At 56.7% G+C, this 14,997-nt stretch carries 16 protein-coding genes and 2 pseudogenes; 2 read left to right on the forward strand and 16 right to left on the reverse strand.

Annotated elements, in window-relative coordinates:
• Positions 1-118: pseudogene (locus ACW9UQ_RS04665) on the reverse strand (IS91 family transposase); the annotation flags it as partial.
• Positions 119-359: 241 nt separating this feature from the next.
• Between ACW9UQ_RS04665 and ACW9UQ_RS04670 the strand changes: the two are divergent.
• Both ACW9UQ_RS04670 and ACW9UQ_RS04675 read left to right on the forward strand, forming a co-directional pair.
• Positions 360-629 (forward strand): hypothetical protein, encoded by a 270-nt coding sequence (locus ACW9UQ_RS04670; protein ID WP_458929838.1) that lies wholly within the window; start codon positions 360-362, stop codon positions 627-629.
• A 16-nt stretch (positions 630-645) separates the two neighbouring features.
• Positions 646-951, forward strand: a pseudogene (locus ACW9UQ_RS04675) (transposase); the annotation flags it as partial.
• 48 nt (positions 952-999) lie between these two features.
• Here the strand turns inward: ACW9UQ_RS04675 and ACW9UQ_RS04680 are convergent.
• The 15 genes from ACW9UQ_RS04680 to ACW9UQ_RS04750 form a co-directional block, all read right to left on the reverse strand.
• Positions 1,000-2,577, reverse strand: coding sequence for a peptidoglycan-binding domain-containing protein (locus ACW9UQ_RS04680; protein WP_458929839.1), 1,578 nt, complete (start codon positions 2,575-2,577; stop codon positions 1,000-1,002).
• Between the two features lie 95 nt (positions 2,578-2,672).
• On the reverse strand, positions 2,673-3,887 hold the full coding sequence (locus ACW9UQ_RS04685; RefSeq protein ID WP_458929840.1) for a phenylacetate--CoA ligase family protein: 1,215 nt from the start codon (positions 3,885-3,887) through the stop codon (positions 2,673-2,675).
• Positions 3,865-4,128: a hypothetical protein gene (locus tag ACW9UQ_RS04690; protein WP_458929841.1), complete on the reverse strand. Its 264-nt coding sequence runs from the start codon at positions 4,126-4,128 to the stop codon at positions 3,865-3,867. Before ACW9UQ_RS04690 ends, ACW9UQ_RS04685 begins: the two co-directional genes overlap by 23 nt.
• 235 nt (positions 4,129-4,363) lie before the next feature.
• Positions 4,364-5,182 carry an ABC transporter ATP-binding protein gene (locus tag ACW9UQ_RS04695; protein ID WP_458929842.1) on the reverse strand — a complete coding sequence of 273 codons (819 nt, stop codon included), beginning with the start codon at positions 5,180-5,182 and terminating at the stop codon, positions 4,364-4,366.
• Between the two features lie 59 nt (positions 5,183-5,241).
• On the reverse strand, positions 5,242-6,525 hold the full coding sequence (locus ACW9UQ_RS04700; RefSeq protein ID WP_458929843.1) for an ABC transporter substrate-binding protein: 1,284 nt from the start codon (positions 6,523-6,525) through the stop codon (positions 5,242-5,244).
• Between the two features lie 50 nt (positions 6,526-6,575).
• Positions 6,576-7,742 carry a branched-chain amino acid ABC transporter permease gene (locus ACW9UQ_RS04705; protein ID WP_458929844.1) on the reverse strand — a complete coding sequence of 389 codons (1,167 nt, stop codon included), beginning with the start codon at positions 7,740-7,742 and terminating at the stop codon, positions 6,576-6,578.
• Between the two features lie 6 nt (positions 7,743-7,748).
• Positions 7,749-8,099: a hypothetical protein gene (locus tag ACW9UQ_RS04710; RefSeq protein ID WP_458929845.1), complete on the reverse strand. Its 351-nt coding sequence runs from the start codon at positions 8,097-8,099 to the stop codon at positions 7,749-7,751.
• 113 nt (positions 8,100-8,212) lie between these two features.
• Positions 8,213-8,446 (reverse strand): hypothetical protein, encoded by a 234-nt coding sequence (locus ACW9UQ_RS04715; RefSeq protein ID WP_458929846.1) that lies wholly within the window; start codon positions 8,444-8,446, stop codon positions 8,213-8,215.
• Positions 8,447-8,490: 44 nt separating this feature from the next.
• A complete protein-coding gene (locus tag ACW9UQ_RS04720; protein ID WP_458929847.1) occupies positions 8,491-9,492 on the reverse strand; it encodes a branched-chain amino acid ABC transporter permease in 1,002 nt (333 codons plus the stop codon).
• The gene (locus ACW9UQ_RS04725; protein WP_458929848.1) at positions 9,493-10,137 is read right to left on the reverse strand and encodes a hypothetical protein; all 645 of its coding nucleotides are present in this window, start codon (positions 10,135-10,137) and stop codon (positions 9,493-9,495) included. It abuts the gene before it with no gap.
• Complete coding sequence (locus ACW9UQ_RS04730; RefSeq protein ID WP_458929849.1) at positions 10,130-10,927, reverse strand: ABC transporter ATP-binding protein; 798 nt, start codon at positions 10,925-10,927, stop codon at positions 10,130-10,132. Before ACW9UQ_RS04730 ends, ACW9UQ_RS04725 begins: the two co-directional genes overlap by 8 nt.
• A gap of 174 nt (positions 10,928-11,101) precedes the next feature.
• Positions 11,102-11,725 carry a hypothetical protein gene (locus ACW9UQ_RS04735; RefSeq protein ID WP_458929850.1) on the reverse strand — a complete coding sequence of 208 codons (624 nt, stop codon included), beginning with the start codon at positions 11,723-11,725 and terminating at the stop codon, positions 11,102-11,104.
• A complete protein-coding gene (locus tag ACW9UQ_RS04740) occupies positions 11,722-13,677 on the reverse strand; it encodes an AMP-binding protein (RefSeq protein WP_458929851.1) in 1,956 nt (651 codons plus the stop codon). Before ACW9UQ_RS04740 ends, ACW9UQ_RS04735 begins: the two co-directional genes overlap by 4 nt.
• 99 nt (positions 13,678-13,776) lie before the next feature.
• Positions 13,777-14,313: a DUF2799 domain-containing protein gene (locus ACW9UQ_RS04745; protein WP_458929852.1), complete on the reverse strand. Its 537-nt coding sequence runs from the start codon at positions 14,311-14,313 to the stop codon at positions 13,777-13,779.
• A 176-nt stretch (positions 14,314-14,489) separates the two neighbouring features.
• Complete coding sequence (locus ACW9UQ_RS04750) at positions 14,490-14,987, reverse strand: hypothetical protein (protein ID WP_458929853.1); 498 nt, start codon at positions 14,985-14,987, stop codon at positions 14,490-14,492.
• Positions 14,988-14,997: the final 10 nt, after the last annotated feature.

Consider the following 14,997-nt stretch of genomic DNA (forward strand, 5'->3'; position numbering starts at 1 on the left):
ACGCTTTGAACAAAAGCCCATAGATTGCCCGCTTGTTCCAGAGGGCGATCTGCGCGATCTCCGCGGGCAGCGTAAAGACTACATGGCAGTACTCAACTGGCAGCAGGTCTTCTGAACGCCACAGGATTCAATAATTGTAAGTGGCCACATAGCTAATTTTCCGAACACACCGCTTTTGGGATGAAGCAGACCTTTCACCAGCACGCAGCGAAGGTCTTGAACGAGCCCGAGGACGAAGCCGCTACTGCGGCAGGGGCGCGTGTGGTGAGGTTGGCGCGTTGATCTGAGTATCGTGATTTTGGAAATGGGCGCGTCTGTCTGACGATTGGGACCTCTCAATCAACGGACAGGAGGATCCCATGGTGGATCAAAAGACCACGCCACTGCGCGAACGGATGATAGAAGATATGCGGATCAAAGGCCTGGGGGGAGAGCTCCCAGAAAGCGCATATTCGGGCGGTTCGCTATTTGGCAGAGTTTTCAGCCGCTCACCCGACACGGCGACTGCGGAAGACCTGCGCGCCTATCAGCTTCACATGGTGAACACGAACGTCACGCCATCAACGTACAACGCGCGGCTCGTTGGGTTGCGCTTCTTTTCGAGACGACATGCCAGAAGCCCGAGATGAAGCAGTGTCTGCACTTCCGCACGGAACCGCGCAGACTGCCTGTCGTGCTGAGTATCGAGGAAGTGTTCGAGTTGCTGAACCCGGGTTCTTTCTACATGTGCACGTTCTATCACGGCTGTTCAGGAGGTTGTTGCTGGAAGGTCTGATGGCCTTGCACGGTGCAGGACAGCTGAAGTTCTTCGCCGACCTTGCTGGATTGGCAGATGCCAGCACCTTCGCCGAATGGATGGCTCCACTGCGCAAAGTCGACTGGGTCGTGTATGCCAAACCGCCATTTGGTGGGCCCGAGGGGAGTGTCCTGAACTTTGTGTATCTGGCCCGGCCCATGCGGTTTCAGATACTCCTAAAGTGATGCGTCGCGGATAACGGATCAGAACCCCGACAAAAGCAGTTTTTGCACCGTTGCTTTGTTCAGATATCCCGTCGATGGCAGGTTGGCTCGCTTCTGGTATGAAGCAATCGCCCGGCGGGTCTGGTCGGTTATCTTGCCGTCCGCGGACCCCACATTATAGCCCATCGTCGCAAGCCGCAGTTCCAGAACAGCGATGCTTGCCCCGTTCAAACCCAGGGCGCGTTCCTCGGCCAACAGGCGGCTGGTATCGCGGCCTCGCTTATTTTCAATCCGCTCCCGCGCGTTGCTGACATAGCGCCCCTGCGGGAAGCGGCGGATGTAGCTTTCGAATGCCTCGATCGTGTTGGCATCCTTGGCCGCATTCCAGGCGTCACGATCCTCCCGTTCGGCCCGGCTGAGCCTTGCATCCTCGATCCGCTTCAACTCATCTTTTGCTTCTTTTGCATGTGCGCCGTTGGGATACTTATCGAGATAGCGTCTGAGGTCATCCTCAAGATAGCTGGCACCGGTTCGCGACCAGTAGTCATCATCTGCAAACCGGGCGCGCCGCTCTTCCTCGCGAATCTCGGCCTGGCGGATTTCCACGTCGCGATCCAGCCGGCGCAGCTGCGGCGCGGTCAGATATCCCGTCGGCTCAAAACGCGTGCTGCGCTGCCATTTCTGTATGGCCGCCCGGGTGCCGCGTCCGAAGATACCGTCAATGCCGCGTGTATCGAACCCAAGCACCGTAAGTTTGCGCTGTATCTCGCGCCGCTCGCCGCGGTTCAGTTGCAGCGCCTCTTCGTCCAACTGGCCCGGATTAGCCTCCAGCAACCGCCGCGCCTCATCGGCATGTGCGCCATTGGGGAACCGCTCAAGATAAGCCCGGATCATCAGTTCTGAACGCGATTCACTGGCCAGCGACCACATCGTCTCTTCAGCAGAACTGCCGCCGCCCGGGGTAGAGCCGACCAGCCGCGTGCCGGGTGTCGCCCGGCCGGTGAAGCGGACATTTTGCCTGCGCTCTGCCACCTCAGCGACGTCCTTGCCATCTTTGAGCAGATCGTCCCGCACCGCGTCGGTCACAGCCCGGTGGGGGCCATAAATGGCAAGGATATCCTCAGGGAATGTCAATGCGCTGAGGTCTGCAGGATGGTCCGAAAGCGCCCGGCGCGGGCTGGGGGCAATACCCAGAACCACCGCGCCGTTGTCTTCCCGCGCTTTGGCAAGGCTGATCAGCGTGCCCAGCGGAATGGTCTTCAAAGTCAGGCCAAGGGTCTTTTGCGTATCCACGTCATCGGGCACCAGAAACACCTGATCGCCAAAGGACACCGCATTCCCGGTGAAATGCAGAACAACCCGACCCTCGGAATCCTCGTCCATGGCGGTTTCCAGCTGCACCAGAAGTTCGCGCATCCGCTCAAGGTTAATCCCCTCACCCTCAAAGACGCGGTATCCCTTTTGCAGATAGGATTCGACGATCTTTTCATGACTGATCGCGATGCTGCGATAATCATCGCGCCCCGATGTATTCGGATTGCTGATGATTAAAGCCATGTCGTTGGCCAGGACGGGTGTTGCAAACAGCGCAAGCAGCGACAGAACGGCGCGTTTCATAAAAGGGTCCCTCCATACCTTTTGACGTTCATTGTGCATGCGGCCAGGCAGAGCTCAACTCACATCACGCAACACCCTGTTACAACAGGTTTGTGTCAGTCATAATTCCGCTGATCATCAATCACTTTACCGTCATTGGGCAGGCTGTCCTTGGCCACGATCTCAACCTTGCTCCGCAATTTGAGGATATCGGCGACCGACGCCTCAAGGGCTGCGATATCACCCTGCCCTTCGATCTGGACATGCATTACGTCCTGTTCGCCCTCGCGGGTTACCGTGACGCGTGCCTTGCTCAGATCATTGCGGCGCACAAACTCCGCCACCTGTTCGGGGCGCACGAACATGCCCTTGATCTTGGTCGCCTGATCCGCGCGGCCCATCCAGCCCTTGATCCGTGTGTTGGTGCGCCCGCAGGGGCTTTCGCCCGGCAGAATGGCGGACAAATCGCCGGTGGCAAATCGGATCAGCGGATAGTCGGGGTTCAGCGCGGTCACCAGAACCTCGCCCACCTCGCCTTCGGGCACAGGATCACCCGTGCCGGGACGGACGATCTCAACGATCACGCCCTCGTCAAGGACCATGCCCTCCTGCGCCTCTGACTCGTAAGCAATCAGGCCGACATCAGCGGTGGCATAGCATTGCGTGCAGGCGATCCCGCGATCCGCATAGCTTTGCCGCAGGGAGGGAAACAGCGCCCCACCCGAAACCGTGGCCTTGGTAATCGACAGGGTCAGGCCCAAATCCTCCGCCTTTTCCAGCAGCGAGTTCAGATAGTCCGGCGTTCCGGCATAGGCAGTTGCCCCCAAGGCCGCTGCCGCCTGCACCTGCATCTCGGTCTGGCCGATCCCAGCGGGGATAATGGTCGCCCCCACGGCCTTGGCGGCATTCTCGAACATCATTCCGGCGGGCGTCAGGTGGTAAGAGAAACAGTTCTGCACAATATCACCCTTGCCAATCCCGGCAGCGTTCAAAAACCGCCCCAACCGCCACCAATCTACACTATCCCCACCCGGCTCAAAAATCGGACCCGGGGACATAAACAGATGCTTGAACCCTGTGGCCGGGATCACCGAAAACCCACCCAGCGGCGGTTGCGCCTTTTGTGCGGCCCCAAGCTCGGACTTTCGCAAAACAGGCAGCTTGGCCAGATCTTCCGGGCCATGAATATAGTCTGCATCAAACCCATCGAGATGCGCAGCCAGCCCCAGTGCGGTGGCTAGTCCCTTACCAAGAATTTCGCGCAGTTCTGCAAACTGCGCCGCCTGTCGCGCCGACGGATCGCGGGTTTCAAGCACTTCGTAGTTTACCATGTGACTTCCTCAGCTTGCTTCTCACCCGACGGCGAACATAGTTGTGGGAGACCATATCATGATCCCAGTTTGAATGGTGCGAATACAGCCAATCCGCGCAGGCGCTTCGCTCTTCTCTAGATGAGAAATCATCGTCATAGAACTTAACCAGCATGACAGACAGAACCTTGTCCTTGGCAGTGGTGGACTTAGCCCGCGGCCAAAGCATCATCAGGACATCAAAAGTGAGGAAGGTGAGCATCAGGTCCTCATCCTGTTGATAGAAAAACCGTTGGTCGTTGTCTATCCATTCTCCCAGTATCTCGTCATCCAGTTCCGGGGCGCTGACCCTCTCCGGCCATTCCGTAGAAGCACGGCAAGATTTGCAATTCAGCGAAACCGGAGTGCATCAAAGAAGACAGCCTGAAACTTATTAAGTTCCTTGCTATTTGCGGTACCACAGGCCGGACAAGTCCAGTCGGCGGACCATCGCTCCATCAGCTCAGCCAGCGCTTGCGGCGGCGATAGCTGCGTACGTTGCGATAGCTTTTGCGGCCCTCATCGGCCATGCCCAGATAGAACTCCTTCACATCCGGGTTCTCGCGCAACTCGGCTGCGGGGCCGTCCATGACGACGCGGCCAGACTCAAGGATATACCCGTAATGCGCAAAGCGCAGCGCGACGTTGGTGTTCTGTTCAGCCAGCAGGAAGGTCACGCCCTGCTCTTCGTTCAGGCGTTGAACAATACCGAAGATCTGCTCCACCAACTGCGGTGCCAGCCCCATTGAGGGCTCATCCAGCAGGATAGTTTCGGGGCGCGACATCAGCGCCCGGCCAATCGCACACATTTGCTGTTCACCGCCCGAGGTATAGCCCGCCAGTGATTTGCGGCGCTCCTTCAGGCGCGGAAAATAAGTGTAAACCATGTCGAGATCGGCATTCACCGCCCCATGCCCGTCGCCCCTTGTATAGGCCCCGGTCATCAGGTTTTCCTCGATGGTCAGATGTTCAAAACAGTGGCGGCCTTCCATCACCTGAATAACGCCCTTGCGGACCAGTGCGGCGGGGTTCAACTCCCCTACACGCTCTCCGCGATAGGTGATCGCGCCTTTGGTGATTTCACCGCGTTCGGATTTCAACAGGTTCGAGATCGCTTTCAGCGTCGTAGTCTTGCCAGCCCCATTGCCCCCCAAAAGGGCGGTGATCCCGCCCTTTGGCACCTTCAGACTGACGCCTTTCAGAACCAGAATGACGTGATTGTAGATCACTTCGATATTGTTGACCTCAAGCAGGGTCTCTTGCTGTGTCTCGCTCATGTCAGGCGTCCCGGCAGAAAAACCCCGCCGCAAAAGCACGGCGGGGTCGGTCACATGGTTCAGTTGCAGCGCGCTTCGATGCTGTTCTCAGCCGCAAAAGCAGCACTGTCCTCTTCGATCAGAGCGCCGATGACTTCCATATCGGACGGGCCGAAGTCAGAGATCATCTTCCACTCCTTGGCGCTGGCATCCCACTGCTGGGTTGCACCAAGGCCCGGACCACCGTGATTATCACAGGTCACCGTGAATGCTGGGCCAAAACCAGGCATGCCAAGCTCTTCCATGCGGGCATCGCTGATCTCCAGCGCTTCCATACCGTCACGCATCTGTGCTGCGTTGATATCGGCCGTCCCATGGATTTCCTGCGCCTTACGGGCAGCTTCGGCTGCCAGCATCGCAGCATACATGCCGCGGTTGTAAAGCACGCTGCCGATCTGGTCGCCTGCACCAGCCGCTTTGCCTGCATCAACGACATATTTCTGAATGTCGTCAAATACCGGGAAGTCCGATCCTGCAGCGTGGAAGGTCAAGGCCTTGTATCCATTGGCACCGTCGCCGGCAGGGATCACATCATTCTCGGACCCGGACCACCAGATGCCAATGAACTGGTCCATCGGATAACGGATGTTGACCGCTTCCTGAATGGCGACCTGGTTCATCACACCCCAGCCCCACATCAGGACATAATCCGGACGCTCGCGGCGGATTTGCAGCCACTGGGATTTCTGCTCCTGACCCGGGTGGTCAACCGGCAGCAGGGTCAGCTCAAACCCATGCTTTTTACCCAGCTCTTCCAGAGTGCGGATCGGCTCTTTGCCATAGGCAGAGTTATGGTAGACCAGCGCGATTTTCTTGCCTTCGATGTTGCCACCGTTGATCTCAAGAATGTGGTTAACAGCGTGGCTGGCCCCGTTCCAGTAGTTGGCAGGATAGTTGAAGATCCACTCAAACACCTTGCCATTGGCAGCCGATGTCCGGCCATACCCCATGGAGTGTACCGGAATACCATCGGCGGAAGCTTTCGGGATCAGCTGATAGGTGATGCCTGTGGACAGCGGTTGGTAAATCAACGCGCCTTCACCCTTGGTGCTTTCGTAGCATTCAACACCCTTTTCGGTGTTATACCCGGTCTCGCATTCCAGCAGGTTGATCTTTGCGCCACCAATGCCGCCGTCCCGCTCATTCAGCAGGGTAAAGTAATCAGCATAGCCATCCGCAAACGGGATACCGTTAGCTGCATAAGGCCCGGTCCGATAGCTGAGCGACGGGAACACCAGATCGGCCAGCGCAGGGGCTGCCATCATGGTTGCCGTGACGGCCGCCGCAAGTCGTTTGAATTTCATCTTTGTCTCCCTGTTTTGAACACCCGGATTCTCCGGTGGTTGGGCCTACCCTAGTGCGGGAACGGCCATAGACGCAATTTTTCCTTGATGGTCCGCCAAAGTGCAGCAAGCCCATGCGGTTCGAGGATCAGGAACGTAATGATCAAAGCCCCGACAATCATGAATTCTATATGCACAGCAATATCCGTGGGCCAATCAAGCGTGTCGACCATCAGGATTTTCAGCAAAACCGGCATCAGAACCATAAAAGCAGCCCCGGCAAAGGAGCCAAAGATCGAGCCTAGACCGCCGATGATGATCATGAACAGCGCCAGGAACGACTTCTGAATGCCAAAAGCCTCACCCACTTCGACGGCCCCCAGATAGACCGAGAAATAGAGCGCGCCGCCGACACCGACAAAGAAGGACGATATGGCAAACGCACTCAGCTTTGCCTTCAGCGGGTTTACGCCAATGATCTCCGCCGCGATGTCCATATCGCGAATGGCCATCCAGGAACGACCCAGCCGCCCTCGCGTCAGATTGCGCGCCAACCAGGCCATCAAAAAGACAATGGCAAGACAGAACAGATACCTGGCTTCTGGCGAAGCACTGGGTCCCGTGACCTCGAAACCGACAAACTCTCGCGTGGGGACACTTATCTGTCCCGACGCCGAGAAATTGTAAGTCCATTCCCACTTGTTAAACAGCCAGACCAGAAAGAACTGTGCCGCCAGCGTGGCAACGGCCAGATAGAAGCCCTTGATCCGCAGGCTGGGTAGACCAAACAACAATCCGACAAATGCTGTGGTCAAACCGCCCATCAGGACCGCAAGCAGGATATTGAACTGCGGCAGCTTGACCGCAATATCCCAGGTCGCCTCACCTGTGCAGAACAACAACAGGTTCGTACCATCAACACATTGGGTCACATACCAGATATCAAACCCGGTCGTGAATTTGTAGCAGGCATAGGCCCCAACAGCCATAAATCCGCCTGTACCCAGGCTGACCTGACCACAATATCCCGTCAGGATATTCAACCCGATGGCAATGATCGCCCAGATCAGGAATGGAACCAAAATGGCCGAGGCCAAATACTCGGTTATTCCAAACGGAATAGCCAAAAACGCTACAATCAGAAGCACCCCATACGCGATCCGGTCGAACGCAATCGGGAAGGTCTGGTTGTCCTTGGCGTAACTGGTCTTAAAGTCGCCTGCTTCACGATAGAGCATTGTGTTTTACATCTTTACCTGGTGATCACCTGTGTCGACCCAAGGCAGGAACTCCGCCAGATCGGGCACGCGCCAAAAGACCAAACCGCCGGTCAGCAAAAGTGCCGGCAGGAACAGCCATCCAAACGCGACAAGCCCCAAAAGCACCAGCGATGCGACCGAGCCATAGATAACAAACCGGTCAACCTCCGGGTCGCGCGGGTCCATCAGCGGCACAAAGTAATGTACCGCCGCATATAGCGGGAACAGCAGAAGAATGACGACAAGCGGATAGTAGATGAACCCCAGGCCACCCACCAGCCGATGCAAAGCCGTCAAAACGGCCGCCGCAAACAGCGTACCTACGATCAGTTTCATGTTTCCGACCCCTTGGGCCGGGAAGAACTTATTCAGCATAGTTTCCATATTTTCCCCACGTGATCAGTTATTTCGCCCAAGTTTCACCCGCATTACAAAATTCTTCAAGCATCTTAGCCATTTTCGTCCCGCATGCGGCGCTCCAGCACAAGTAGGAACATCCAGACCAGGAACAGCATAAAGACAGCGACATAGTAAACCGCGATCATGATCATGGTGTCATTGTCGGCATTGACGCTATCAACCCCCAAAAGACGCAGCAAAATCCCAGGGAATATCCCGATAACCGCCATAAGGCCGATCACCACCAACAGAACCAGTCTTATCCGTCGCACCGCATTGGCCATCAAGGATACCTCCAGTTCATAGCATACAAGCCGCGCCGCATCGGTCACACCCTTTCGATGATTTTGTCACCGAACAGGCCCTGCGGTCGGAAGACCAGGAACAGCAGCGCCAACACATAGGCAAACCAGTTTTCGGTCGCGCCACCAATCATTGGACCAATCAGGAACTCGAACAGTTTTTCACCGACACCGATGATCAGCCCACCAACAATGGCCCCGGGGATCGAAGTGAACCCGCCCAGCATCAGTACCGGCAGAGCCTTGAGCGCAATCAAGCTGAGTGAGAACTGAACCCCGGACTTCGCCCCCCACATGATCCCGGCGACCAATGCGACGAAACCAGCGATTGACCAGACGATCACCCAGATTGCGCGCAAGGAGATACCAACCGAAAGGGCGGCCTGGTGGTCATCGGCCACCGCACGCAGGGCCCGGCCCGTCTTGGTGTATTGGAAGAACAGCGTCAGTCCAGCCACCAATGCAACCGCGATAATCGCCGCCCAGACATCAAGAAGGTCGATATACATCCCGTAGTACTCGGAACCCTCACTTGCCCATTCGCGGGTCACATCCTCCCACCAGAACGACCCGCCCGAGGGCAAACCAACATCCAGAACCTTGATATCCGCGCCCCACATCAGGTCGCCAAAGCCCTCCATGAAATAGGCCAGACCGATGGTCGCCATAAACAGGATGATCGGTTCCTGATTGACCAGATGCTTCAGGATCAGGCGTTCCACAAGGAACGCGAACAGGACCATGACGCCAAACGCCAAAACGATCGCCACCAGCGTGTGAATGGTCCAGCCAAAGTGATGCACCTCAAGCCCGAAAACCGCATTGATCAGATGCGAGAACGGCACCTGACCGGTTTGCAGCCCGACCAGGGTCAGCGCCGCAAACAGCGCCATCACGCCCTGCGCATAGTTGAAGATACCCGAAGCCTTGAAAATCAGGACAAAGCCCAGCGCCACAAGCGAATACATCACCCCGGCCATCAGGCCGTTCAGGATCACTTCCATGGTGTTGAGGACAAACGGACTCATTCAACTCTCCTCGGCTTCTTCCTCAACAACAAGCTTGATATCCTGAGCAAACAGATGCAATCGCCCCAATTCCGGGTCGGAAAAGAAATGTATCTGCAGTTGTGGTTCGCGCCAGTCGGTGCTGGTCAGATCAATCTCCAGCCGGGTCTCTTCCTCGACAAGGTTGCTGACCTCATAGCGATTTTCCGCCAACCAAACGGTTATGGCCTGCTGAAACACGTCAATCACCACTGCATGCTCTTCCGCGATATGGCGAAGGTTCGGGTTGCGAAGGCCGACGGTGCAACGACTGAACGACTTCTCTTTGTCGATCGAAATGAAATACAGACCATCCTGCGTCTCATAGGCCAAGGCAGTGTTCGACAGCCCCGGGATCAACGCGACAGAGCGCGCGGACAACTTCATCCCTTCCTTACTGGGCGGCGCTTTCTGCTCCATCGGGCCAATGCAGCGCTCAAGAGCAAAGGCCACAAAGCCCCGCGCTTCCTCCGAGCCAGTCGCAGGCACAGCAGAGCCAATCAACAGCGCCGCCAACGGAACACAGCGGCGGACCCGCAATATACTTTTGCTCGGTTCAACAGCCCGCATCAGGATCGCGCCCAGCCTGTAAAGGCGCCGACGCGCATGGATCATTCCATCAGTCATGTGCCACCCCCAGATAGGCGTCGATCACTTCCTGATTGCCCCGCACCTCATCGGGCGTGCCATCCCCGATCTTACGACCATAATCCATCACGACCACCCGGTCCGAGATATCCATGACCACGCCCATGTCATGTTCAATCAGCGCTATCGTGGTGCCAAACTCGTCATTCACATCCAGGATAAATCGGCTCATATCCTCTTTTTCCTCGACATTCATGCCCGCCATCGGCTCATCCAGAAGCAATAGCTTTGGCTCAGCCGCCAGCGCGCGCGCCAGTTCCACACGCTTCTGCAAACCATAGGGCAGACGCGACACCGGGGTCTTGCGAATGGCCTGTATCTCCAGAAAATCGATGATCCGCTCGACAACGACGCGGTTCTCAACCTCTTCTTTCTCTGCCGGGCCGCGCCAGATTGCCTGCTGCCACCAGGGCGCGCGCATATGGGTAAAGCGGCCAGTCATGACGTTGTCCAGAACCGACATGCCGGAAAACAAGGCGATGTTCTGAAAGGTCCGGGCGATCCCCTGATGCGCAATCTGGCTCGGCTTCATTGGTCCGCGTTCTTCGCCCCGGAACCAAACTTCGCCCTCCTGCGGATGGTAAAACCCGTTGATCACGTTCAGCATCGACGATTTGCCGGCCCCGTTCGGCCCAATAATCGCCCGGATCTCCCCCTCGCGAATATCGAACGAGATATCCTTGATCGCCACAACGCCCCCAAAACGCAGGGTGATGTTGCGCATCTCCATCATCGGTGTCGGATCGGCGGATAGTGCCGCTTCACTCATACGCTAACCTCTATATTGTAGACTGCGGCAAACGCCGTTGCGGGATGGTGGGCGGGGCGATGCCGAAGGCGAGCGCCGCTTACCATCCGCAACGCCACCTGCAGATTATCGCCAGGTCTGCAATCAGGCTGGCCGCGAAGCGAACATTGAATCAAAAGCACCAAACTCATCCCTTCATGCCGAACACGCATCAAATCCAGCGACTTGAGCGGACGTGACCTTCAACTCTGTTCCGCTTCGCTGAACAGAGACGATGAAGGAGGAGTATTTATCCTCCGGTGTATCTAAAAGCCCTTCGATAGCTGCCTCCGCCACCGGATCCCCATCCAGCGGCGGCCAAAGCGAAACAGCGCATATAACCCTTGGATCCCGGTGATTCTCCGCCAGTTTATGACGCACAGTCAGAATCCTCTCGGCCGCTTTGGCCCGCAAAGCGCCCAACCCGGCAGAGTCGCCACCATCTTTCATGTCGAGAGTGACAACGCATCGTGCAAGTCCGAAGTCAAACGGCTGGAATTTCTCAGGATCCGCGTCGTGGTCGACAAAAACAATACGACTACGCCAAGTTACTCTGTTGACCTCATAGACCCACCAGAAGTCCGAGGAGTTTACCAATTCATAACCACTATCGTCCTGCTCCACCCTGGCGCGTGCCACCTCGATATCTGGGATCGCGTCGATACAGTGCTCTGTTGCGAATGCCACAGCCTTCTCGGCATAAGCCTCTACCGAGCTATCAGACCATCCCGGCGCGGCAAGCCCAACACAGCCCAAGAGAATTAGCGGCTTCAGCCTCATGCTGCAGCCTCATGACTGGTTGGCACCACAGCCGCATCGCGAATGTCCAGCGTTGCGCGGATCACACCCTTGCGGCCATCCTCATAGGTCACTTCCGTCTCGGTCGAGATCTGATCCTTGTTGTCATATAGGGCCGCAATGATATCACCGAACTTCTCTTCAATGATCCGGCGGCGCACCTTCTGGGTCCGGGTCAACTCGCCATCATCAGCATCCAACTGCTTGTGCAGAACCACAAAGCGATGGATCTGGCAGCCCGAAAGCATCTCATCCGCCGCAACCGACTTATTCACCTCTTCGACATGCTTTTGCATGGTTTCCAGAACCCGCAGATGCCCGGCCAGTTCCTGATAGCTGGCATAGGCAATGTTGTTCCGCTCGGCCCAGTTGCCCACCGCAGTCAGGTCGATATTCAGAAACGCGCAGCAGCGGTCGCGCTCATTGCCGAACACCACGGCTTCCAGAATATCGGGATAGAATTTCAGTTTGTTCTCGACATATTTCGGCGCGAACATCCGGCCATCGGTCATCTTGCCGACATCCTTGGCCCGGTCGATGATCCGCAGATGCCCGGTATCGGCCTCGATAAACCCGGCATCGCCGGTTGCAACCCAGCCTTCAGCATCCTTGGTATCTGCCGTGCTTTCCGGGTTCTTGTAGTATTCTACAAACACACCCGGAGACCGGTAAAACACCTCGCCATTCTCTGCGATTCTGATCTCCACACCGGGGGACTGCACACCGACCGTATCCGCGCGCACCTGACCATCGGGTTGCTGGGTGATAAACACGCTGGCCTCGGTCTGACCGTAAAGTTGTTTCAGATTGATCCCGAGCGAGCGGTAAAATTCGAAAATTTCCGGGCCGATCGCCTCACCAGCGGTGTAGCCGACCCGCACTTTTGACAAACCCAGAGTATTCTTAAGCGGGCCGTACACCAAAACACCGCCCAGCCAGTACCGAAACCGATCCATGGCCGAGACCGGTTTGCCGTCCAGAATTGCCGGCCCGACCCGTTTCGCCACATCCATATAGTGGTCGAACATCCGCTTTTTCAGCTTTCCGGCATCTTCCATCCGGATCATAACACTGGTCAGCAGACCCTCGAAAAACCGCGGCGGCGCAAAGAAATAGGTCGGCCCGATCTCGCGCAGGTCCGCCTGCATCGTGTCGGTGCTTTCGGGGCAAGCCACACAAAACCCGGTCCAATAGGCCTGCCCGATGGAAAAAATGAAATCCCCCACCCAGGCGCAGGGCAGATAGGCCAAAACGCTGTCAGTCTGGCGCAGATCATCAAATTCGGACGAGGCCGCCGCCGTCGAAATAATATTGCGATTCGACAGAACCACACCCTTGGGCCGCCCCGTCGTGCCCGAGGTATACAGCATCACGCAGGTATCATCCGCACCCAGCGCCTCAGTCCGGCGCCGCATCTCAGCCTTGTCCGCCTTGCGCCCGCGCTCCTGCACATCTGAATAGAGATGCAGATGCCCATGGCCATAGCTGCGCATGCCGCGCGGATCGATGAACAGCATCTGCTCCAGATGCGGCACCTTCTCCTGCACTTCAAGAACCTTGTCGACCTGTTCCTGATCCTCACCAATGGCAAAGCGCGCGCCGCAATGATCCAGCACATAGGCCATCTCTTCGGCAACAGAATCCTGATAAACCGGCACCGGAACCGCACCAGCCATTTGCACGGCGACCATGGCCCAGTAAATCTGCGGACGGTTGCTGCCGATCAGCGCCACATGATCGCCTTCGGCCAGACCCAGCTCGATCAGCCCGGCAGACAGCGCTTCGATCTCTTCGGCGATCTCAGCCCAGGTCCAGCTTTGCCAGATGCCGAATTCCTTGTAGCGGCAGGCGGGGCGATTGCCGTATTCCGCCGCATTGCGCTTCAGCAAGGCAGGCACAGACGCATAGCTCTGCAACGGGTCCTTCGCAGTCATTATATAGCCCTCCCGACACCGGCTGCATGATCTTTGATGTCACGCCTATCCGCGCCGCGAGGTTAGCGATAAAACTGCGCAGGTAAACCCAAGAATTATCTAGCGCGGCCAAGTGTCATATCTAAGCCGCCTTAGCTGCAACTGCTGGATTTCCATCCTGACCCAAAGCAATGAACTGCGGATTGAATCACGCAAATCATCGGGATCTGTATCTGAATCCCGATCTGCCAAATCTGATAGAAGACGATCCTCTTCGCCCTCCAGGTCTTCGATATCCTCGGTAATTTCATGATACATGCGGCCATGCTCCCACGCGGGGCGCATCCGGGTCAGTTCTCCGGCGCTGCAATAGGATGTCAGGTTGTCGCCGTCGCGCCCGACACGATAGGCATTTTGAGGCTGGCAGTAATAACGCAACCCCTCCTGACGCCCTGCAAGCCAGGCCGACTGATCCGGCGTGATGCCAATACCGGCGCACGCCTCTCGATGCTGGGCCAAACGCTCTGGCCCGCGCCCTTTGACGCCATCCTCAAACCCGATCCCGCGCCAATCCCCCGCGCGGCATTCCCCCTCGGTCAGGCTGGCACAGCCGCCCAACACCGCAAGGCCGAATAACATGATAGTCATGCGCAACATCGTCTGTCTCCTTCTTTGGCGACAAAATGCCAGAGGCTGCGCGCCGTGAAAACGGGCGCGCGGGAACACTTGATGTCAGTTTGTGTCAGTTGGCCATCGGTTGGTTCAATTAATGAAGCAGTGCCCTAATAATACTTACGGCCAGCGGCTTCGCCCTACCATGAAGAAATGTCTGTTTATTTTGACCGCGCCAACAACGCGTCGTTTCGCGTTGAATAAAACCCGTCAAATTCGAACTTGATCGGAGCGCCCGAATAGAAATCCCGAAACCGCGCCACATCTGAATGATCTTTCAGGTAACGGCATACCGCCTGGCGAAATTTCAGCGGCTTCGCCTTTTTCGGCAACCTGGAAAGCCAATGTCGATTTGGCCTTCCAAGGGGGCAGCCCGCAATCAAAGATTGGCCTGATGGCAATGGGTTCTGGGACATAACATCAAGGAAGAGATCGAGCTCTTCTGGCATCACAAACCTAAGGTCAACGCCATCAAAATGGACCTCCAGCAGGCACCATTTTTTTCGCTGAGAGGTAAACGGATGTCGCGTAAATTCTGGCTTTCTATACTGCCCGCCAGCGCCTTTCGGATTGACCCAGCCATACCATCTGGCCCCTGCCCAACCGCTTATCGGCGTTGGCATGAAGTCATCATGGTATGTAAGTCTGACCTCTTTCATGCGACGCTTT

The sequence above is a fragment of the Halovulum sp. GXIMD14793 genome (genome assembly GCF_054457435.1).

Excerpts from the sequence above, each read along its gene's own strand:
- ACW9UQ_RS04700 (WP_458929843.1), bottom strand. The coding sequence starts at position 6,525 with ATGAAATTCAAACGACTTGCGGCGGCCGTCACGGCAACCATGATGGCA.
- ACW9UQ_RS04670 (WP_458929838.1), top strand. The coding sequence starts at position 360 with ATGGTGGATCAAAAGACCACGCCACTGCGCGAACGGATGATAGAAGAT.
- ACW9UQ_RS04705 (WP_458929844.1), bottom strand. The coding sequence starts at position 7,742 with ATGCTCTATCGTGAAGCAGGCGACTTTAAGACCAGTTACGCCAAGGAC.
- ACW9UQ_RS04725 (WP_458929848.1), bottom strand. The coding sequence starts at position 10,137 with ATGACTGATGGAATGATCCATGCGCGTCGGCGCCTTTACAGGCTGGGC.
- ACW9UQ_RS04680 (WP_458929839.1), bottom strand. The coding sequence starts at position 2,577 with ATGAAACGCGCCGTTCTGTCGCTGCTTGCGCTGTTTGCAACACCCGTC.
- ACW9UQ_RS04730 (WP_458929849.1), bottom strand. The coding sequence starts at position 10,927 with ATGAGTGAAGCGGCACTATCCGCCGATCCGACACCGATGATGGAGATG.
- ACW9UQ_RS04735 (WP_458929850.1), bottom strand. The coding sequence starts at position 11,725 with ATGAGGCTGAAGCCGCTAATTCTCTTGGGCTGTGTTGGGCTTGCCGCG.
- ACW9UQ_RS04685 (WP_458929840.1), bottom strand. The coding sequence starts at position 3,887 with ATGGTAAACTACGAAGTGCTTGAAACCCGCGATCCGTCGGCGCGACAG.
- ACW9UQ_RS04750 (WP_458929853.1), bottom strand. The coding sequence starts at position 14,987 with ATGAAAGAGGTCAGACTTACATACCATGATGACTTCATGCCAACGCCG.
- ACW9UQ_RS04710 (WP_458929845.1), bottom strand. The coding sequence starts at position 8,099 with ATGAAACTGATCGTAGGTACGCTGTTTGCGGCGGCCGTTTTGACGGCT.
- ACW9UQ_RS04690 (WP_458929841.1), bottom strand. The coding sequence starts at position 4,128 with ATGCTCACCTTCCTCACTTTTGATGTCCTGATGATGCTTTGGCCGCGG.
- ACW9UQ_RS04740 (WP_458929851.1), bottom strand. The coding sequence starts at position 13,677 with ATGACTGCGAAGGACCCGTTGCAGAGCTATGCGTCTGTGCCTGCCTTG.
- ACW9UQ_RS04715 (WP_458929846.1), bottom strand. The coding sequence starts at position 8,446 with ATGGCCAATGCGGTGCGACGGATAAGACTGGTTCTGTTGGTGGTGATC.
- ACW9UQ_RS04695 (WP_458929842.1), bottom strand. The coding sequence starts at position 5,182 with ATGAGCGAGACACAGCAAGAGACCCTGCTTGAGGTCAACAATATCGAA.
- ACW9UQ_RS04720 (WP_458929847.1), bottom strand. The coding sequence starts at position 9,492 with ATGAGTCCGTTTGTCCTCAACACCATGGAAGTGATCCTGAACGGCCTG.
- ACW9UQ_RS04745 (WP_458929852.1), bottom strand. The coding sequence starts at position 14,313 with ATGTTGCGCATGACTATCATGTTATTCGGCCTTGCGGTGTTGGGCGGC.